Genomic DNA, 20,198 nt, shown 5'->3' on the forward strand with positions numbered 1-20,198 from the left:
TCAACAAGATGAGAGAGGTTTTAAAGGTTTTTCTTCCATCTGTCAACCTTTTTTAATTCCATTTGAAAAATATTGAATCCAATGCCCTGCCATGATAGGTTGACCCCCAGGTTTGTAATCGAATTTGAGAAGGGTTCAGAGCACCCATTAACCGCTTTTTCATACAAAGAAAAGAAAGGCATAAAAGACAACCAAACATGAGCAAAATCATTCTGATTAACATCTCAGGCCAGGATAACAAGGGTCTGGACACATGCTTCACCGCCATTTTGGCCCATTACAATGTCAATGTGCTCGATATTGGTCAATCCGTAATCCATGAACACATCTCATTGGGTATTCTTGTGGAAATCCCCGTTGACGCGGATTTTTCATCCATTTTCAAAGACATGCTTTATGAAGGGCATAAAAGAAATTTGGCAGTGGAAATCAAACCCGTTGAGAAAGATGAATATGAACGGTGGGTAAAGGCTCAGGGTAAAGAGCGCCGGGTGATCACCCTGCTGGGTAAAAAGGTGACGGCACTTCAGATTTCCCGGGTCACCGCCGTCATAGCCGAAAATGATCTCAACATTGACGGCATCACCCGCCTCACCGGCAGAATCCCCCTGAAAAACAATCTGGATCTGCCCACCCGGGCCAGTGTCCAGCTGAGAGTGAGCGGCACCCCGGCCAACATAAAATCCATGCGGGGAGATTTCATGGAAATCTCCCAGCAGACCGGCATAGACATCTCCTTTCACATAGATAACATCTACAGCAAAAACAGAAAACTTGTGGTTTTTGACATGGACTCCACTCTGATCCAGGCCGAAGTCATTGATGAGCTTGCCAAACTTGCCGGTGTGGGGGATGCCGTGACAAAAATCACGGAATCTGCCATGCGGGGGGAGATTGATTTTAAAGAAAGCTTTAAAAGGCGGGTGGCGCTGCTCAAAGGCCTCAAAGAGGAGGCCTTAAAAGACCTGGCAGCTAACCTGCCCCTTTCTGAAGGGGTGGAACTGGTCACCCGGACCCTGAAAGGGCTGGGCTACAAGCTTGGCATTCTTTCCGGCGGGTTCACCTTTGTGGGCAAGTATTTAAAGGAAAAACTGGGGTTTGATTATCTCCATGCCAATGAGCTTGTGATCCGTGATGGTGTGGTTACAGGAGAGGTAACCGGCGACATCATTGACGGGGAAAAAAAGGCCTGCCTGCTGAAACAACTGGCCAAAAAAGAAAATATATCCATAGAACAGACCATTGCCGTGGGGGATGGAGCCAACGACCTTCCCATGATCACCATTGCAGGCCTGGGGGTGGCCTTTAATGCCAAGCCCATTGTCCGGGCAAAGGCAGAAACAGCCATTTCCAGTGTAGGCCTGGATGGACTTTTATATCTCATCGGCATGCACGATCGAGAAATACCCAAGGATCGGTGAGCCATGCTCCTTCAATGCCGGCATCTCGGGTACCATTATCCACTGTCTCCAGAACCTGTTTTCAAGGATATTTCCCTGAATTTGGATACCCCGGGGTTTCATGCTCTGTTTGGTCCTTCCGGTGTGGGAAAAACCTCCTTTGCCAAGCTTCTGACAGGTGACATCGCCGGATATACCGGAGAAATCCTGAAAAAAGAGAACGCGATTTTTTTGTACACTTACAATCAGGAGCGGCTGCCGGGCTGGTCTTCCATCGGCCGCCACCTGGAAAAAGTAACTCCCCCCGGCATGGCCGGCCTTTGCCGGGAACTTGTGAACACCTTTGGCATGGCCCCGTTCATGGCTCAAAAATTCTCCCAGCTCTCCCTGGGGCAGCAGAACCGCATTAATCTGATCCGATACCTGCTTCAGGATTTCGATCTCCTGGTCATGGATGAAAGCCTTGCCAACGTGGATGAGCGTTCCAAGGAAAATATTATTTTTAAAATAAAGGAACAATTCCCAGATAAATATTTTTTGTACATCTCCCATAATCTCATGGAAGTATCTAAATTCAGCGACATGATCCTGGTATTGTTAAAGGCAGGCAAACTGCCCCAGACAAGTCTGATAAAAGGATTGAATATCCAGCGCAATGATGCCATAAACAGCCATGAACTGGATAGCGTTTTATTGGGGATAATGAATGCTTGTTAGACGAATCTCACAATTTTTCATTGTATATGGTGCAGGGATTGCCTTTCTGCTGGCACTGAAATCAATTCTGGGCCTGTCTGATTATGTAATTCCCGGCCCCCTGGAAATATGGTCCGCAAGCCTTGCCGTGGCCAATGGCTACCTGTACGATGTCTTAAATACCCTCGGGGTTGCCATGATCGGCCAGATTCTGTCCATTATTATGGCTTTTTCCATTGGTACAGCTGCCCGGAAAAGCTCCTGGCTGGGATCATTCATCAAGGCGGCCGCATATAATATCCAGGCATACCCCATTGTGGCCGTGGCCCCCATCATTTTTATCCTGCTGGGGGACGGGTTTACATCAAGGTTAATCATTGCCGCCATGATCTGCTATTTTCCGCTTCTTTTGTCAGTGGTGAGCATCATGTCCGAACCAATCACCAACATTGAACATTTTTATCTGGTCACGGGCAGGATGCGCTGGCAGCTGGAAATAAAAATCCGGGCCTTTGAAAACATTCGAAAACTCACCACCGTTATTTCCGGCAGTGCCACGCTTGCCATGGCCGGTACCATTGTGGCAGAATTCATTGCCGCCAACGCCGGCATCGGCCATGCCATCCGCATAGCCCTTTACCAGAGCGATCTTTCAAGGATTCTGGCTGCCCTGTTTCTCATTGGCATTTTTCTTTCCCTTTATCAGGGCACCCTGGAATGGATGGGGGAAAAAATAATCAAAAAATGGGTCATTTTTGACCAGGAGGAACTTCCATGAAAAAAATTGTCATGCATTTGTTTTTCATTTTTTTTATTTCATGCAGCATTTTCGCCGGCTCCATGGTTTCACCTGCCCGGGCAGAAGAAAACCTTAATTATCGTCTGAAATGGCTTTTCAATGCCAGTGTCACAGGAGATATTCTGGCCGAAGCCCAGAACCTGTTTACCGATGAGGGCTTGAATGTCACCGTCAAGGCCGGAGGGCCGGAAAGAGATGCCATCAGGGAGCTTGAAATGGGGTATGCCGCATTCGGGGTGGCATCCGCCGACCAAGTCATCCGGGCCCGGGCCAAGGGTGCGCCTGTGGTGGTAATTGCCCAGCTGTTCCAGATCAACCCCCTGCAATGGATCTGTAAAACCAGCAAACCGGCCATCGACACGGTGAAAGATCTCCGGGGCCGCACAGTGGGTATCACCTATGGGGGGAATGATGAAACCATCATGAAAACCATGCTTGCCCGTGCGGGCATAAAGGAAAATGAACTGACCCTTTCAAGTGTCCGATACGATTATACGCCCTTTTACATGGATAAAATTGAAGTTTGGCCTGTGTACAAAAATGCCCAGGGCATCATTATCGGTGAAAAAATCAGAAAGGAAGGGGAGGATATTCGGTTTTTCAATCCCGCAGATCATGGGGTTCAGTTTGTGGCCAACTCTGTGGTGACATCGGAAAAAATGATGAAGGAACGCCCGGACACCGTAACCAGATTTAGAAAAGCCCTATTAAAGGGATGGCACATGGCCATGGACCCCGCCAACCAGGACCTGGCCCTGACCATACTTCAAAAATATGACAAAAACACCCCCAGAGATCTACAGGAAAAACAGCTGATATCCACCCGGGAATTGGTGTGGCCGGACCGCACCGTGGAAATCGGACACATCGATGTAAAGGCCTGGCAGCAGACCGAACAGATCATGCTGGAACAGGGAGTAATTAAATCAGAAGTGAAAATTAAGGAAGCATTGATGATTCCCTGAGGGGTTGGTAACAACAGGCATATTCCCATTTTCCGGACCGGATCGGGGGCTTTATTAGCGATGGGTCAAGCGTTTGCGGATGCTGCCGCCAGGGCCGCCTGGGTCTGATCGTCCACCAGAACCATCAGGCGGCCCCCTCCCAGAACAACATAATGAATTTCAAGGTATTTTAACACCTTTTTTCCATGGATCATAAATTCCTTTACCACCGTATATTCATCCGCCGGGCTGCCCGTCCGTACCTTTGAAGCAATATCTGAAACCATGTCAATGGAAATGCGAAATTCACAATGCCGACAGGCCCCCATACCCTCTGAAGCATTACCGGAATCATTGTGGCTGCATCCAAGGATATGACCCATGCAGCTGGGTGTTTTTTCCCGATCATTGGGCAGCAATTGTGCCACCGATGGATCAAATATCTCCTGGAAACGCGGATTCATATATTGGACGTTAAAGGCATGGTCAATGACGACGATGCCCAAAGGCAGCCGCTCCACAATTTCCCGAATCAATAAAGCATCATCGGTGTCTTTTATTCTTTTAATATCCATTTTTCAATCCTGGTATACAAGGCCTTTTGTTGAATGGGTTTGGTGGTGAAATCATCCATACCAGCCTGGATAGCTTCCTGCTGAATATCTTCAAAGGCGCTGGCCGTCAGGGCAATGATGGGAAGATGGCCCCGGGGACATGCTTTATCCTGTTCCAGCTGCCGGATAATTCCGGCGGCTTCAACCCCGCCCATCACCGGCATCTGAAGATCCATGAGCACCAAATCATAGGACCCGTCTGCCACCATGTCCACGGCTTCCTGACCGGTGTTGGCAATGTCCACTTCAAGTCCCCAACCTTTTAAAAATTTTGTGGCAACAAACTGATTGATTTTATTGTCTTCCGCCAGCAGCACCCGTCGTCCCTGGAGCAGAGGACTTGCAACCATGGTTTTCCCGTCATCTGAATCAGCCGGGGGATGTCCCGGGCCAAAGGAAAGTTGAAAATAAAAATGAGCGCCCTGGTTGCGTTCACTCTCAAAAGCGATGCTCCCCCCCTGCAGGTCTATGAGCTGACGGGTGATGGCAAGCCCCAGGCCGGTGCCGCCATATTTTCGCGCCGTATCTTTTTCCGCCTGGCTGAAGCTCTGAAAAATGCTATGATGGTGGGAGGAAGGAATGCCCACCCCGGTATCTTTCACGGAAAACTGCAGGCAGTACTCCTCCGCACTTTGGCTTAACAGGGTCACCTGCACCCTAATTTCACCCTGGAAGGTGAATTTAAAGGCATTACCCACCAGATTAATCAGCATCTGATTGAGTTTCACCCGATCCCCGGCAATCCATTGGGGCACACCTGCTGCCTTTTCCACAATAAAAACCAAATTTTTTTCTTCCTGGCGGAACCGAAAGGTCTCCCGCAGTCCGTCAAGCAGCGCATCAAGGGAAAAGTCCATGCGCTCAAAGGTGATTTTACCGGCTTCAATCTTGGAAAAATCCAAAATATCATTGATAATGACCAGCAGATTATCCGCCGAATATTTCATACTGGCCAGCATCTCTTCCAGGCGTTCATCTCCATTGATCTTCATCATCAGCTCGGTGATACCGATGATGCCGTTTAAGGGAGTTCGAATCTCATGGCTCATGGTGGAAAGGAAAAGGGATTTGGCTTTGGTGGCGGCTTCGGCTTCTTCCTTGGCCAGCGTCAAATCTTTTTTAGAGGCTTCGATCTCCTGGGTTCGTTCCTGGATACGCAGTTCAAGGCTTTGATTCAATTCCCTCAACTCCTGGTTAGCCCGGTAAATTTCCAGAGATTTCTGCTCGATGATGCACTCGGCCTCTTTTCTGGCTTTTCGCTCCCGATTCAGTGCTCTTTTTAAAATTTCAGGGTCCATATCACATTTTCTTTATGGTAAATCTAACTTCGCTTGCATCCGGCACCAGATTTTCCATCTGAATTTCCATGGTTTCACCAAAACAGGCGGCACATCCCATCATCAGCCCATGGGCCAGATGACCCATCTTTCGACGGGAACGATAAATTAATTCCATGGTATCCGGTTCCACCATTCGGGTATCAATGGTGGGCAGTTGTGCATCGGGGTAAAGCTTTTTCACCTCCACATGAATAAAATCTTCGATGTTATCCAGAAGCCCGAAGGTATCTTTTATATCTGTTATCAGATAGGCGTAAAGCCTGGAAAAACTATTGAACAGATGTTTTCCAAAATGAAGCAGCAGATCATTGACCGGTTTTTGCGTCTCCGCTGACAGTTGGGTTAAAAGGGCCACCATGTCCCGGGAGGGGTAGGTTCCCACCCCGGTGAAAACACCCTTACTGATGGTGTCGGAATTTTCAATTACCCGGTCTGCCACCTCAAACCCGAAATCATTTTCCATCATTTCAATGAATTCTGTAAATACCAAACCTTTCATATATTCTATTCCCTCTCCCCAAAGTGGCCAATATTGCGACAACGCACTCGGAATCACCATAATACAAGTCAAACACAATGTGTAGGAAATAAATTGTCAGATAGGAAGAGGAAAAAGAAGAAGAAGAAACGCCCCCCAAAAAGCACCTGCTCCGGATTCAAACCCAAACAGATCATCGGGGGGGGGATAGATACAAAAAAACTTACATATATTTGGAAATAGCCATCTGTCGGGATTTCACCCAGGTTTTTTTCAATTCCATGAACACTACTTTGGGCATTCCCGTGGGAAGATCCACCAGTGAAAATTCCGGGTTGATGTCAATGTTTCCTATATATTTGCTTTCAAGACCGGCCTCATTGGCAATGGCACCGACAATGTCCCGGGGCAGCACTCCGTGTTGTCGCCCCACCTCAATGCGATATCGTTCCATTCCCCTTTCCGGGGGGGCCATACGTTTTTTTTCCGGAGCTCCGATGTCTTTTCCCTGGGGTTTCCCCTTATTTTCAGTCCGGGAATTATCCTTAATTTCCGGCACAGAAGCCTTTTCACTTTGGGCCTTATTTTTTCCTGGAAAATTATTTTTCCCGTTCTCCCTTTTTGCCCCTGGAGCAACTTTGCCCCGGCGGGCTTTGTTGTCCACCCCGGATCTATTTTCCCTGAGAATCTTTTTTTCAGAAGCAGATGCCTGGCGGGCCGGGGTCATTTTCCGCTGGGTCTTTGCCCCGGCAGCAGGTATTGGAAGTAAGAACGACATGGCTCCATGGGCTTTTTTTCCAAGGGCTGCTGCCACCATGGCCACGGGCACCTCATGCTCCAGAGCATAGGCTTCAACAAGTTCCTGAAAAACGCTGATATCCTCCGAGGTCAGAATCCGGGTAATATCTTCTTTAAAGTCCCGCACCCTTTTTTCGTTAATATCCCGATTGGAGGGCAGCATCATCTCACGCAGCCTCTGTTTGGTGGCCCGTTCAATGTTTTTAATCATCCAGCGCTCGTTGCGATTGACAAAGAGAATGGCCTCTCCTGCTCGACCGGCCCGACCGGTTCTGCCGATGCGATGAATATAAGGGTCCACCTTGGACGGCATATCGTAGTTGATCACATGGGAAATACGCTCCACATCCAGACCCCGGGCCGCCACATCCGTGGCCACCAGGATATCAATGTGTCCTGTTTTCAAACGGGAAATGGTACGTTCCCGGGCGGTCTGGGCCATATCCCCGTTAAGGGCCTCTGCCTTGAATCCTTTTTCTTCAAGGATTTTGGCCACCTCCACCGTGGCAACTCGAGTTTTGGCAAAGACAATCACCCCGTCAAAGGATGTGGCTTCCAGTATCCGAATAAGGGCATTGGCTTTTCTTTCGCCTTTTACCATCCAGAACTGCTGGTTAATGGTACTGATAACATCCACATCCGAGCGCACCAGAATTTCTTCGGGTTTTGTAAGATATTTCTGGGCGATCTTTCGGATGGGCCCCGGCATGGTGGCCGAAAAAAGTGCGGTCTGGGCATCTTTGGGGGTCCTGTCCAGTATCCACTGTACATCTTCGATGAATCCCATGTGAAGCATTTCATCAGCCTCGTCCAGCACCACACAAAAAAGATCGGAAAACACAAGGGTTTTACGCTGGAGATGATCCATGAGTCGGCCGGGGGTTCCCACCACCACATGAACCCCACGCTTTAATTCCGTTAACTGAATCCCATAACTCTGTCCCCCGTAAATGGACAAAACATTAAGACCCCTCATGCCTGCCCCATAGGTTTTAAAGGATTCCGCCACCTGGATGGCCAGTTCCCGGGTGGGGGTGAGCACCAGAACCTGGGGAGAACGTCTGGCCAGATCAATACGGGACAGCAGTGGCAAAGCAAAGGCTGCGGTTTTGCCGGTGCCGGTTCTTGCCTGGCCCAGCACATCCCGCCCCTGAATCATGTGAGGAATGGTCAGAGATTGAATGGGTGTGGGTGTTTCATAGCCTACCTTCTGAAGTGTACTGCATAGCAGGGAACTCAGGTTCATTTCGTCAAATCCGATCAAGGACGAATCTTTCTGGGACATGGTATTCCTTTATATAAAAGTCAGCCGAACAGACTGCAATGATTGAAATTTCAATATTTGTTGTGGCAGGTAGCTGCTGCCATGTGGGTTATATTAAGAATAGAAAAGGCCGGAATCACCGGCCAGGGACATTGAAATTAAAATATTTAGTATACATTTATATTTAAAATTATTCAAGCAATTACTGATCAATGTTCAAATTCTTTACGGAGGGCATGGAAACAAGATAATCAAATATGGTCCAGAGAAATGAGGGATCTGCTGAAAGAGATCAATATTGCGGTGGATGATGCCGGGGCTAAAATCAATCCGGCGCATTGCGTATTTTATTAAAAGGCAATCTTCTCTATTTTTGCCATAAAGCCTGATTAAATGAGACAGTTCCCCTGCTGCTTTTTCGATAAATCAGCAGGGACATGTTTTTCGACGATGCATAGATGCTATTAATTTAAGTTTTATGCCGTGACTATTAGGTGCATTGCATTTTTCAGGCAAAGGCCTTTTCCGTCTTGGAAACCCGCCGTACAAGATCCCTGTAATCCGCCGATGCCGTTGAACCCGGTGCAAACTCAAAAATAGTCTTACCAAAGGAGGGGGCTTCGGACAGGCTGTCACAATAACGAATGGGCTTACACATGGAATCGGGGTATAATTTCTTAAGTTCAATGTACAGGCGTTCCGGTCCCTTGATGCGGGAGTCCAGGAAGGTGGGGACAATGTATTCCAGTGTCACCTCCTTGCGATATTTCTGGATGGCTCCCAGGCTTTTCATGAACTCGGAAAGGCCATGCAGTGACATCACTTCCAGGGCCACCGGCACCAATACCTCCGTGGCATAAAACAATACATTTACAATAAGCTGATCCCACCCCGGTGAAGTATCCATAATGATGAAATCATATTGTTCATCCTGGGATTTCATGGCCTCGGACAATGCCCATTCCGCCCCGAAACTCTTCCGATCAATAATGCGTTTTATACCAGCCAGGGATTTGCCGCCACTCAACAGCCAAAGATTATTCCGGGCAGGGATAATACACTCCTCTGCAGAGAGCTCCCCGGTGAGAAGCTCTGTAAGCCCGGCCATGGGTTTTTTTCCCAGAATATATGCAGACTGGCCCTGGGTATCGGTGTCCACCAGCAGAACTCGATAACCGGCCAGTGCCAGCCCTGCCGAAAGGTTCACCGCAGTGGTGGTTTTTCCCACCCCACCTTTACTGAGGGTTACACATATTTTTCTGGCCGTTGTGCCGGGGGTATGTCTTTTAACGGCAGCCTGGTCACCCAGCTGACTCAATGGCACTGGAAATTTGTATTTGCAGACCCTGCAGGTGGCGGAAATATTCCGACCGGCATCAATATAGGTTTTGATGGTTTCCGGATTGACCCGATGCTTCCTGGAACATTTAGGACAGGTAATAATCATCACGGTGTTTCCTTTTTCAATGCCTCAAGAATCGCATCCACGGCAATGGTGGCAATTTTTTCCATGGAAATCCCGGTATCTAATCCCGGAGAAACCTTGACTTTTATTTTTGCACGCCCCTCCCAGATTTCAACAGAAACATTGCCTTTGGAAACCTTGATGGATTTTTGATCATGGGTGTCGGGCAGTCCGGCACCTTCACCCTGCACCCCGTCACCGCATTGATAAATCAAAAAATCCAAATCTTTGCTCCCGTCAGCCAATGCATCATCGGCATCTGAAAGGATACTATTCATGATATCTTTTTTTTCTTCAGTCATGTTTTAAACATCTTGTATGGGAGGAATATTACGATCATTATTACCAAGAACCTGTGCTTTCATGCAGGCTACTGCGCCGTCAATGGCGACTTTTTGCGTTTCTTCAAGGTCAATCCATTGTATGCCGCAAACAAAACGGCCCGATGCTATGGAGGAAACATGGATCACCCTGGCAAATAAATTATACAATTGTATATTCCCAAGTTTTAATTCCCAGCCCCCACAGACATCATCACATTCCACATCAAATGCGTCATCACAAACAACACTAACTCCCCCCGTGCTGATATTCAGCACAGCGCATTGTTTTTCCTTCCAAAACACCTGCACATTTTCACTATCCGCCACAGGCACACGAAAGGCCTTGCGAACCGCCGAGAGAGATTCTTTTTCTCCGGACATGGGCTGAAACACAATTGAGTCTTTTTCCATTAACCACCTTCCCATCTGGCAAACCAGCATTTGCCCCGGTTAACGGTATGAGCCTGACCCGGGACGTAAGCTTTGTTCACCCCTTGATTTACACACGATAACAACCTGATTCAGCTGCAAAACAGCGCATTATTTAGCATTATACTCAGGAGGTATCCGGCGGGGTGTTCATATTTTATAAAAAAACCATATCAACTCTCATAGTCACAGGCAAGCAAAAAACAGATGATATTATTTGAACAAGCTAAGCCAAGATTGAAGAGACAGAGTTGATATTCTTGCTATTCGCGCCATTTTTTTATACCATACACGGGATTGATTCCCAACTGTCACGAGAATCAAGGTTTGTTATATTGACATATAACGGGGAGGGGTCAGGCTTGCGTTATGGGCATTCTCGTTCGGATTCGCCCCGACTTTGGTCGATAACGCCCATAACACAAGCCTGACCCCGTTCTTGCAAAATCGGAAATAACTTGAACATCAAGTATTAACCAACTTAAGGGCTCGATCACAACATGGACCACTTTGGGGTGGGACACATTCCCTGAACTGGAATTTAAAAATGAGCATTGTCATCACACCGGACAAAGAAAGCTTCATCAAACTGTCAACCACCAGAATGCCCTTTGGCAAATACAAAGGATGCCCTCTTGTGGATCTGCCGGAAGACTATCTGGTGTGGTTTTCCCGGAAAGGATTTCCCACAGGAAATTTAGGAGATTTATTGCAGACGGTTTATGAAATCAAGCGCAATGGCCTTGAATATCTGTTTCATCCGGGTCAGGCACCCACAGAAAAAGGCCACCAACGATGAAAATAAAATACAATTCCCCGGTGATTCTGACCTATGCCATTATCTCCATCTGTGTTCTGGTTTTTTCCAGCACCGGGATCTTATCCGGGTATTTTTCTTCCCCGGCCCGGCTGTCATTTTTCAACCCTGTTTTTTATTTCAAATCCGTTTCTTACATCACCGCCCACGGCAGCTGGTCCCATCTTGTGGGAAATTTCATGATCATTCTTCTGGTGGGGCCATTGCTGGAAGAAAAATACGGATCCGGCACCCTGCTGGAAATGATATTTATCACCGCCATCACCACCGCCTTGTTAAACGCTTTTTTGTTTTCCAACGCCCTGATCGGCGGCAGTGGTATTGCCTTTATGCTGATTCTTTTGAGCTCTTTTTCAAATATCAGATCCAAAGAGATCCCACTTACCTTTATCATCATTGCCACCCTTTACATTGGCAGTGAAATAATCTCCACCCTGAAGGTGGATAGGATTTCACAGTTCAGTCACCTTGCCGGTGGTTTTATCGGGGCCGGGTATGGTTTTTTGCGGGGTGGTGGAAGGGGGATATAAAATCTGGTGATGGCTTCTCTGATAATGGGGGGCGCATTCCCACACCACTAACATCAATCCTTTGAATTCACAATTATAACACTGCCTGCCAAACCAAGAAAACAGGCAGCAGAAATACCCGCAGCACCAAAAATCATGCACATGACCATGATCTGATACCGGGCAGCAATAAGAGGAGACACCCCGGATAGAATCTGCCCAGTCATCATGCCGGGAATGGACACAAGGCCCACGGCAAACAGGGAATTCACAATGGGAATCAGTGCTGCCTGAAAGGCAATTTTACGGGCCTCTAGAAATGGCACATCCCGTGCCATTTCTGCAGACAATCGTTCTGCAGCAAGACTGACACTGTTCATGGAGTTGGAAAAAATCATGCCCGCCAGTGGAACCATATACCGGGGGAAATACCAGGGGTCAAGATTCAGCACCCATTGGGTAATGACGAACAAAACACTGCCGCCCCCCAGGGCAATGGCAAAAAAGGCGTTGCGAAACAGGGTCCGCCGGTGGGACTTGACCATTCTCAGGGCAATCCAGCTAGATGAGAGCAGCATGACCGTCAGAATAATCATGATGATCTGGGCATTGTCAGACTCAAAAATATAGGTCAGAAAATACCCCACCAGCAACAGCTGACCCAGCATCCGGGAAACGGCATAAAAGGCAGACCGGGTATCCAAAGACCATTTAAAAAGAATCAGTAGAATCACCGCAACGGGTATAAAGGCGATCATCAGATGAAAAAGAGAGATGGTCTGAATAGTATTGTTCATATGCATTTTCCCAAAAATAAAATTATAAAATCAAGGCCGTCCACCATGAATCTGATTCAGCCGTTGATCCATCAATTCCTTATCTTTCAGAAGTGCGCCTGGTGCAAGCTTCTGGGTAATGATTCGATAGCGGAGGTCTTCATATGCTTTTTTTTGGTAAAATTCGTTTTCATTACTATATCCCTGCTCGTATGTGCATCATCAATACGTTTGTCCTCATTCTGTACTTAAAAAGAATAAGCAGGGCCATTCTGCCCTTTATCATGGCAAATATTATCATTGTACTTTTGATCACTTATATTCCGGCCATTACCTTATTTATTCCTGGACTTTTTAATTAAACAAATGAGCTGATCGCCTTTGGCTCCCAATGGGCCGGTCCCATGGCCCGCCGAGAGGTCTGCTGTCGGTATTTTCATATAACAGCCATGTCCTGACGGACATAACGAATTATGAAAAAGCAGCCGCTGTTAGAACCCAGTAGCCAGTACCTACTTTTTCATATAAAAAATCATAAAAAACCACCTTGGGCCGGTTAATGCTCCCGATACAAGGTGGTTTTTTCTTTCAGTGCACACATTGCGTTGCGATGGTTGTGGCTGGAATGAGTAATTAAAAATTAAAAACCTTTGCCTCGGCTGCCATGTCAATCAGATGCGGTCCGCCATCCAGCTGCATATTGCTGAAAAAAGACGCTTCATCCAATTTTCGATTCTTGGCGCAGGGGGTACAGATGCCCGTGGTAACCTCTTGTTCCACCAGATAGGGAAGGTAATCTGCCGGACAATCTCCTGTAGTGGTTTTGATGCTCAAATCTCTATCCTTATTGGCCCACATAACCCCACCGTCAATGAAAAACATGTCCACATGATGTCCCTTTGAATGAGCAATTTTTGCAAATTGAAAACATCTTGTGGCGGCTTCGTTGTCATCTTTACTGAGAACAAACAAAAAATTCTGCATAACTTAACTCCTTTTTGATTGTAATTGGCCTTAAATTTCTGGTATTTAAACATGCAGGAAATGTAAAAACAAGAGGAATAATTTTCCTTGAACCAAATAATTTATGACCCCTTAGGGACGCGGCTATTTTTAATTTACCTTATTTTCCGGGGCGGAATCCATAGCATGCAGCAAGCCGGACTTGATAAATGGTAAATCAATTCGAATCTGACTCCCTTACAATGGTTGCTTGGTATTCTTTAGCCCCAGATTGGCCGATCTTGTGATTAAGCCCGTTTGTTGTTATCCTTTATGAGCCAATCCTCATTTGTATTGATACTTTTTAGTCAAGCAATCCATGGCTGTCAAGGTCAAACTTTTATTTGGATCTGTCTTTTTTCCACAGTTCCAGAATTACCTGTGTAACGGCTCTGCCCTGACAGATGCAACGAAACGCTTTTAATCCTGTATTGCACCTGGCTGTGGGGGTGGATGGCCAATATCATGCCCCCAAACATCCCATGGAGGTTTCATGCAAAAAAAATATATCCTGACCCTGCTGGCAATCACAATATTGACAACAATCCTGACATCTGCTTCTGCCTCCGGCCCCCCCACTCCATTGCAGATAACCAGCATCACTCCCGGGGGAGAGAATGTTCAGTCCCTACGTCAAATTGTCATTCAATTTGACCGGGATATGGTGCCTTTAGGTGCCATGGAACGTTCCAAAGATGAAATCCCCGTCACCATCACGCCTGATGTAAAAGGTCAATGGCGCTGGCTGGACACCTCGGCCCTGGCCCTTCAGCTGGATGAATCCCAGGCACTGCAACCCGCCACGCGTTATACCCTTATCATGAATCCGGGCATTACTGCCCTGGACGGTGCCTCCCTTACAGATCCCGTCATTCATACATTCACCACCCAGCGTCCTCGGATCACCTGGGTGGATTTCCAGACATGGCGCTCCCCGGGCACACCTGTCATGGGTCTGCATTTTAATCTGCCCGTCACGCAGGATTCGGTGAAAGCATGCGTAAGAATAATCCGGCACACCGATGATAAATTCATGTCAGCTGTGCAGGTGGAACCCCACCCGGAGAACACCTCCGGTCGTATCTGGTGGATCTCCCCGGCAAAGGATCTGCCACTGGACACGGCCATGGTTGTGGGGGTATCCCCGGGTATTGTCTCCACCCAGGGACCGGAGCAGGGCACTGAAAAAAGAGTGGTGGTGAAATTTCACACCTTTCCAGAATTTAAATTCCTGGGCCTGCGGTGCTATACCCTCGGGAAAAAGGATCCTATTATCATTTCCCCGGATCAGTTTCAAAAATATACAGCATTGCCCCATCCCAAGAACACACCCACACCGGACATCCATCCCCTTGCCAACCCTGACGCATACACAGAGCTATTGTTCACAGCCCCGGTGGCCTTCCAGGAGATCCGGGACCAGGTCATTATAACCCCGGATCTGGCCGGAAATCGCAAAGACTATGACCCCTGGGCCAACAACTACAGCGATGCGCTCCTGAGAACCCACCACCATGACAATGCGTACTACGCCATTTCATTACCGGATAATCTTACCCCATGGCAGCACTACCATCTTAAAGAGACGGCAAAGGGCATCCGGGATGCCTTTGGCAGACATTTGCCAACCCCCATGGATTTTATCTTTTTCACCGACCATCGCAAACCCGATTACCAGCTGCTGCATCCCACCGGGGTTCTGGAAAAGGATCTGGATTCCCGACTGCCCATGGCTGTCACCAACATGGAAAGCATGGAATTGAGATTCCATGCCATCACTGCGGAAAAAATAAATATGGATAAACCCCCATCCATGGACAAACCAATTGCTGCTGATGATGATGCTGCTGCTGATAATAATAATAATAATAGTAGTAGTAGTAGTACGCTCCGAAAAACAGCATCACCGGATGAAACACCAAGCACCATCACCAAAGATAATCTCATGGCCCGGGACATCACCTATCACACCCCCATGGGAATCCGGGAAATGCTTGCTGGGCAAACAGGTGCCGTGTATGGCAGGGTAAGTAAATCCATACCTTCTGTAAAAAAACATTCCGCTGAAAAACATTTCTTTGCCCAGGTCACCCCCTGGCAGGTCCATGCCAAGATCGGTCATTTTAACTCACTGGTGTGGGTGACAAGTCTGTCCACGGGTCTTCCCGTACCCGGGGCCATGGTGAGTATCCATAAAGATGCCATGGAAAACCTCACCCGCAACACAAAAGCCATGGCCCGGGAAACCACCGATGATGACGGTATTGCCCTGCTGCCAGGTGTTATCACCCTGGACCCGGACCGAAAAACCTTTGACCGCTGGTGGGAGGAAGGCAATGATCAGCGGCTTTTTGTCCGGGTGGAGCAGAATAATGACCTGGCCCTGCTTCCCCTGAACAACCGGTTCAGCATTGACACCTGGCAGGTGTCCGGAGAAGCCTTTGATTCCAGCATGCAGGCCCGTCACGGCCACCTCAATGCCTGGGGCACCACGGCCCAGGGAATCTACCGTGCCGGAGATACCATCCAGTACAAGATCTATGTCCGGGATCAGGACAATACCCGATTCATCACTCCCCCAAAATCACATTATACTCTTACCCTGATTGATCCCACAGGTAAAACAGTAGTCACCAGGAAAAATATCAGCCTGTCCCGGTTTGGTGCCATCCATGGCGAATACACCGTACCCGAAAACGGCAATGTGGGCTGGTATAGATTTGAGCTGTCCGCAAATTTTACCAGGCAAAACTGGATGCCACTGCGGGTGCTGGTAAGCGATTTCACCCCGTCCCCGTTTAAGGTCAGCACAGAACTCAACGGCCATGCCTTTAAAATGGGGGATACCCTCACTGTGACCTCCCGGGCAAGCCTCCATGCCGGTGGCCCCTACACCGATGCCAATGCCCGGGTTTTTGTCGCACTCAGAGAAAAGATATTTCATTCCCCCCACCCAGTGGCCAAGAAGTTCTCATTTTACAAGCCATTTAAAGATGAGGACAATGAAGAAAACAACGGAGGATTTCGCTCCGGTGACATGGAAACCCTTCTGGAAAAAACAGACACCCTCAACGACCAGGGAATCCTGGAGAATACCATCCAGCTGAACTCGTCGAATGTGGCATACGGAAATCTCACCGTGGAAACTGCGGTGCAGGATGACCGGGGTAAATTTGTGGCAGCCATCACCACGGCCCCTTATTTTGGAAGGGACCGGTTTGTGGGCCTGAAAAGCCTGAAATGGGTGTATGATGCCAACCAGGCCGCCACCATGGAAACCCTGGTGGTGGATGATCAGGGAATCCCCGTCAACGGCACCAAAATAAACATCCGGGTACAGCGATTGGACACCAAAGCCACCCGGATCAAGGGAGCCGGCAATGCATATCTCACCCAGTATCTCCACCAGTGGGTCACCACCCATAATTTGGAATTAACGACCACCAGCGAGCCCCTGCCATTTTCATTTACCCCGGAAAGCCCAGGTGACCATCGTATTACCGCCACGGTAATAGATACCCGGGGAAGAAAACACACTTCGGGAATCACCACTTGGGTGACGGGCCGGGGGCATGTGGTATGGCAGGAACCCACCGATTATCGATTACAAATTATTCCGGAAAAAGAGACGGTAAACCTGGGGGAAACCGCACGATATCTCATTAAAAATCCCTTTCCCGGGGCCCATGCCCTGATCACCCTGGAACGATACGGCATACTTAAACAATGGATGCAAAAGCTGGAAACCGCCACAGAGGTGATTGAAGTGCCGGTGACAGCACAGCTTCAACCGGGATTTTTCTTTTCTGCCACCATCCTATCTCCCCGGGTTGCAAAACCCCTGGGGGAAAACCAGGTGGACCTGGGAAAACCCGCCTTTCGCACAGGTTATGTGAAAACACGGGTCATTGATACCGGCAAGGGTATGACAGTTACTGTGGACACGGACCTGGAAATTTACAAACCCGGCGACACCGTGACCATTGACATCAAAGCCCAAATGCCGAAGTCAACCTCCAATACCCCGGTGGAGTTTGCCGTTGCCGTTCTGGACGAGGCGGTGTTTGACCTCATTGCCGGAGGAAAACAGCATTTTGACGTCCACAAAGGCTTTTACACACTGGATGGATTGGATGTGAACAACTACAGTCTTTTAACCAATATCGTTGGCCGCCGCATGTTTGAGGCAAAGGGTGCCAACGTGGGTGGAGACGGTGGCGGCAACATTGACATGCGATCCTTTTTTAAATTTGTGAGCTATTGGAACCCCAGTCTCATGGCCGATGACAAAGGCCATGCCCGGGCCACCTTCACCGTGCCGGACAACCTCACCGGTTGGCGTATATTTGCCATGGCTGTCACCCCGGATGACATCATGGGTCTGGGGGAAGGTCGGTTCAAAGTGAACCGTCCCACAGAGGTGCGACCGGTGATGCCCAACCAGGTCACGGCCGGGGATACCTTCCAGGCAGGGTTCAGCATCATGAACCGTACCCCGGAGGCCCGGGATCTTGTGATTGTCATCTCCGTGAACCGTGATGGCAATACGGCAGATGGTCACCCCAGCGGAAACAACAACAGTGTTGGTGCTGGTGATCTCGATTATACACTCAAAGACACCAAGACTGAAACCATTCTCCTGCCACCATATAAACGTAAAATTGTCTACCTTCCGGTGGAAAACGTTTTGCCGGGTTCCCTGACATTCAAGGCAACCGCCCGGGATGCTGTGGATGCAGACGGCACCATCCACAAGTTGAAGGTCATCCCCAGACAAAATCACACCACCAGTGCCAGCCACGGCATGGTCATGGACAACAATCCTGCCACCATACCCATCCAGTATCCGGAAAACATGGAACCCGGCACCGGAAACACCCGGCTGATTCTTTCCCCCACCCTGCTTGACAATGTTGACGGGGCGTTTACCTATATGAGGGATTACGCTTACACCTGCTGGGAACAAAAACTCACCCGGGCCGTCATGGCCAGCCATTACAAGGCCCTTGAAAATCGCCTGAAACAACGACTGACATGGGAGGATGTCGGAAAAGTGGTGGACAAGGTGCTGAAACAGGCACCTTCCTTCCAGGCCCCCAACGGCGGCATGGCCTATTTTAAACCCGAGAATAACCGGGTGAGCCCTTACCTGTCCGCATACACGGCCCTGGCATTCAGCTGGCTCAAGGAACGGGGACATCAAGCCCCGCAAGCAGTGGAAGCCCATCTCCAGGACTATCTGTTAACCCTTTTAAGGCAGAATATAGTTCCTGATTTCTATTCCAGGGGAATGGCGGCCACGGTGCGGGCCGTTGCCCTGTCTGCCCTGGCCCGGGAGGGAAAACTCACATTGACGGACATCCAGCGATATGAACCCCATGTTAAATCCATGAGCCTTTTTGGCAAGGCCCAGTTTCTCATGGCCGCCACCCAGGTGGCAGGGGGGGAACCCATTGCCCAGCTTACCTGGGAAACAATATCAGCCCAATCCGTGCAAAGTGCCGGGAAACTCAAATTCAATGAAACCCTGGACAAGGCCAGTGATCTGCTCCTGGAATCATCGGCCCGGACCCAGGGAGCTGTTTTATCTGCCATGATTGACTATGCCCGTAAATATAACAGGCAAAAAGAGATAAAGGGTCTGCCCCTGAAACTTGTGCGCACCATCATCCAGACCCGGCAGAATTCAGGCACCTGGTACAATACCCAGGACAATATTTTCTGCACCAATGGTCTGATTGACTACGCCCGGGCCTTTGAAAATCAAACCCCGGACATGGAAATTCTGGCCCATATGGATGAAACCCTGATGGGAAAAGCCTATTTCAAGGATATCAACGCCCCGGCGGTGACCCTTGAAACGGCCATGACAGAAAAAAACTCCGGACAAAGGACAGACCTTGTAATCCGGAAAAATGGCCCCGGAACCCTCTATTACACGGCAGCAGTCAATTATATTCCCCGAGAGAAATCCCCCCGGGCCATCAATTCAGGCATGGAAATCCACAAGGAGATCAGCGTGGAACGAGAGGGGAAATGGGTACTTTTGACCGATCCCCTTACGATTGCTCAGGGGGAACTGGTGCGGGTGGATCTGTTCATATCCCTTCCGGCTGCCGGAAATTTTGTGGTGGTGGATGATCCCCTGCCCGGCGGTTTAGAAGCGGTGAACCGGGATTTGGCCACGGCATCCATGGTGGATGTAGACAAAACAGGGATTATCCCCCCCAATGATACCGAAACCCCTGTCGACAACGCATGGCCTCCAAAAAACTCCAGATGGAACGACGAGGCATTCCGGGATCGCCATGGCGTGTCCCAATGGTATTTTTATCACCGGGAAATGGGCCATGACGGGGTGCGGTATTACGCCGATCGCCTGCCCCCGGGTCGATATGTGCTTTCCTACACGGCCCAGGCCATTGCCCGGGGACATTTTGCTGCCCTGCCCGCCCGGATTTTGGAAATGTATGATCCCGATGTCTTTGGAAAGACCGTGGAAAAAACCCTTATTGTGGATCAATAAATGCCCCCCAATTGAGGC

General features: G+C 48.9%; 16 protein-coding genes. 7 read left to right on the forward strand and 9 right to left on the reverse strand.

All coding sequences use genetic code 11. The features are described from left to right. Positions 1–197: 197 nt before the first annotated feature. The 4 genes from serB to ACYQ2M_RS10045 are packed head-to-tail and all read left to right on the forward strand — an operon-like array spanning position 198 to position 3,860. A complete protein-coding gene (serB, locus tag ACYQ2M_RS10030; protein WP_459916197.1) occupies positions 198–1,421 on the forward strand; it encodes a phosphoserine phosphatase SerB in 1,224 nt (407 codons plus the stop codon). A 3-nt stretch (positions 1,422–1,424) separates the two neighbouring features. Further along, positions 1,425–2,117: an ATP-binding cassette domain-containing protein gene (locus ACYQ2M_RS10035; protein WP_459916198.1), complete on the forward strand. Its 693-nt coding sequence runs from the start codon at positions 1,425–1,427 to the stop codon at positions 2,115–2,117. After that, positions 2,107–2,874: an ABC transporter permease gene (locus tag ACYQ2M_RS10040; protein WP_459916199.1), complete on the forward strand. Its 768-nt coding sequence runs from the start codon at positions 2,107–2,109 to the stop codon at positions 2,872–2,874. The genes ACYQ2M_RS10035 and ACYQ2M_RS10040 overlap by 11 nt, the downstream gene beginning before the upstream one ends. After that, complete coding sequence (locus ACYQ2M_RS10045) at positions 2,871–3,860, forward strand: ABC transporter substrate-binding protein (RefSeq protein WP_459916200.1); 990 nt, start codon at positions 2,871–2,873, stop codon at positions 3,858–3,860. The genes ACYQ2M_RS10040 and ACYQ2M_RS10045 overlap by 4 nt, the downstream gene beginning before the upstream one ends. A 65-nt stretch (positions 3,861–3,925) precedes the next feature. On the opposite strand, the gene ACYQ2M_RS10050 is transcribed toward ACYQ2M_RS10045, so the two are convergent. The 7 genes from ACYQ2M_RS10050 to ACYQ2M_RS10080 form a co-directional block, all read right to left on the reverse strand. After that, entirely contained in the window at positions 3,926–4,414 is a 489-nt protein-coding gene (locus ACYQ2M_RS10050; protein ID WP_459916201.1) for a PAS domain-containing protein, read from the reverse strand. Next, positions 4,396–5,751: an ATP-binding protein gene (locus ACYQ2M_RS10055; RefSeq protein WP_459916202.1), complete on the reverse strand. Its 1,356-nt coding sequence runs from the start codon at positions 5,749–5,751 to the stop codon at positions 4,396–4,398. Before ACYQ2M_RS10055 ends, ACYQ2M_RS10050 begins: the two co-directional genes overlap by 19 nt. 1 nt (position 5,752) lies before the next feature. Continuing rightward, the gene (locus ACYQ2M_RS10060) at positions 5,753–6,292 is read right to left on the reverse strand and encodes a heme NO-binding domain-containing protein (protein WP_459916203.1); all 540 of its coding nucleotides are present in this window, start codon (positions 6,290–6,292) and stop codon (positions 5,753–5,755) included. Between the two features lie 202 nt (positions 6,293–6,494). After that, positions 6,495–8,354, reverse strand: a complete 1,860-nt coding sequence (locus ACYQ2M_RS10065) for a DEAD/DEAH box helicase (RefSeq protein ID WP_459916204.1) — start codon at positions 8,352–8,354, stop codon at positions 6,495–6,497. Positions 8,355–8,841: 487 nt separating this feature from the next. Then, positions 8,842–9,780 carry an AAA family ATPase gene (locus ACYQ2M_RS10070; protein WP_459916218.1) on the reverse strand — a complete coding sequence of 313 codons (939 nt, stop codon included), beginning with the start codon at positions 9,778–9,780 and terminating at the stop codon, positions 8,842–8,844. Next, positions 9,780–10,100, reverse strand: a complete 321-nt coding sequence (locus ACYQ2M_RS10075; RefSeq protein WP_459916205.1) for a hypothetical protein — start codon at positions 10,098–10,100, stop codon at positions 9,780–9,782. Before ACYQ2M_RS10075 ends, ACYQ2M_RS10070 begins: the two co-directional genes overlap by 1 nt. Positions 10,101–10,103: 3 nt before the next feature. Further along, positions 10,104–10,532: a PilZ domain-containing protein gene (locus ACYQ2M_RS10080; protein ID WP_459916206.1), complete on the reverse strand. Its 429-nt coding sequence runs from the start codon at positions 10,530–10,532 to the stop codon at positions 10,104–10,106. Positions 10,533–11,097: 565 nt separating this feature from the next. On the opposite strand from ACYQ2M_RS10080, the gene ACYQ2M_RS10085 reads away from it, so the two are divergent. After that, entirely contained in the window at positions 11,098–11,349 is a 252-nt protein-coding gene (locus ACYQ2M_RS10085) for a DUF3820 family protein (RefSeq protein ID WP_459916207.1), read from the forward strand. After that, entirely contained in the window at positions 11,346–11,897 is a 552-nt protein-coding gene (locus tag ACYQ2M_RS10090; RefSeq protein WP_459916208.1) for a rhomboid family intramembrane serine protease, read from the forward strand. Before ACYQ2M_RS10085 ends, ACYQ2M_RS10090 begins: the two co-directional genes overlap by 4 nt. 53 nt (positions 11,898–11,950) lie before the next feature. On the opposite strand, the gene ACYQ2M_RS10095 is transcribed toward ACYQ2M_RS10090, so the two are convergent. Both ACYQ2M_RS10095 and ACYQ2M_RS10100 read right to left on the reverse strand, forming a co-directional pair. After that, positions 11,951–12,673 (reverse strand): ABC transporter permease, encoded by a 723-nt coding sequence (locus tag ACYQ2M_RS10095; protein ID WP_459916209.1) that lies wholly within the window; start codon positions 12,671–12,673, stop codon positions 11,951–11,953. Positions 12,674–13,285: 612 nt separating this feature from the next. After that, entirely contained in the window at positions 13,286–13,636 is a 351-nt protein-coding gene (locus ACYQ2M_RS10100; protein WP_459916210.1) for a DsrE family protein, read from the reverse strand. 511 nt (positions 13,637–14,147) lie between these two features. Here ACYQ2M_RS10100 and ACYQ2M_RS10105 point away from each other — a divergent pair. After that, positions 14,148–20,180: an alpha-2-macroglobulin family protein gene (locus ACYQ2M_RS10105; protein ID WP_459916211.1), complete on the forward strand. Its 6,033-nt coding sequence runs from the start codon at positions 14,148–14,150 to the stop codon at positions 20,178–20,180. Positions 20,181–20,198 lie beyond the last annotated feature (18 nt).

Source organism: Desulfocicer niacini (genome assembly GCF_054657595.1).

Bases quoted from the DNA above. Each gene is read 5' to 3' on its own strand.
- serB (WP_459916197.1), top strand. From the start codon at position 198: ATGAGCAAAATCATTCTGATTAACATCTCAGGCCAGGATAACAAGGGT.
- ACYQ2M_RS10035 (WP_459916198.1), top strand. From the start codon at position 1,425: ATGCTCCTTCAATGCCGGCATCTCGGGTACCATTATCCACTGTCTCCA.
- ACYQ2M_RS10040 (WP_459916199.1), top strand. From the start codon at position 2,107: ATGCTTGTTAGACGAATCTCACAATTTTTCATTGTATATGGTGCAGGG.
- ACYQ2M_RS10045 (WP_459916200.1), top strand. From the start codon at position 2,871: ATGAAAAAAATTGTCATGCATTTGTTTTTCATTTTTTTTATTTCATGC.
- ACYQ2M_RS10050 (WP_459916201.1), bottom strand. From the start codon at position 4,414: ATGGATATTAAAAGAATAAAAGACACCGATGATGCTTTATTGATTCGG.
- ACYQ2M_RS10055 (WP_459916202.1), bottom strand. From the start codon at position 5,751: ATGGACCCTGAAATTTTAAAAAGAGCACTGAATCGGGAGCGAAAAGCC.
- ACYQ2M_RS10060 (WP_459916203.1), bottom strand. From the start codon at position 6,292: ATGAAAGGTTTGGTATTTACAGAATTCATTGAAATGATGGAAAATGAT.
- ACYQ2M_RS10065 (WP_459916204.1), bottom strand. From the start codon at position 8,354: ATGTCCCAGAAAGATTCGTCCTTGATCGGATTTGACGAAATGAACCTG.
- ACYQ2M_RS10070 (WP_459916218.1), bottom strand. From the start codon at position 9,780: ATGATTATTACCTGTCCTAAATGTTCCAGGAAGCATCGGGTCAATCCG.
- ACYQ2M_RS10075 (WP_459916205.1), bottom strand. From the start codon at position 10,100: ATGACTGAAGAAAAAAAAGATATCATGAATAGTATCCTTTCAGATGCC.
- ACYQ2M_RS10080 (WP_459916206.1), bottom strand. From the start codon at position 10,532: ATGGAAAAAGACTCAATTGTGTTTCAGCCCATGTCCGGAGAAAAAGAA.
- ACYQ2M_RS10085 (WP_459916207.1), top strand. From the start codon at position 11,098: ATGAGCATTGTCATCACACCGGACAAAGAAAGCTTCATCAAACTGTCA.
- ACYQ2M_RS10090 (WP_459916208.1), top strand. From the start codon at position 11,346: ATGAAAATAAAATACAATTCCCCGGTGATTCTGACCTATGCCATTATC.
- ACYQ2M_RS10095 (WP_459916209.1), bottom strand. From the start codon at position 12,673: ATGAACAATACTATTCAGACCATCTCTCTTTTTCATCTGATGATCGCC.
- ACYQ2M_RS10100 (WP_459916210.1), bottom strand. From the start codon at position 13,636: ATGCAGAATTTTTTGTTTGTTCTCAGTAAAGATGACAACGAAGCCGCC.
- ACYQ2M_RS10105 (WP_459916211.1), top strand. From the start codon at position 14,148: ATGCAAAAAAAATATATCCTGACCCTGCTGGCAATCACAATATTGACA.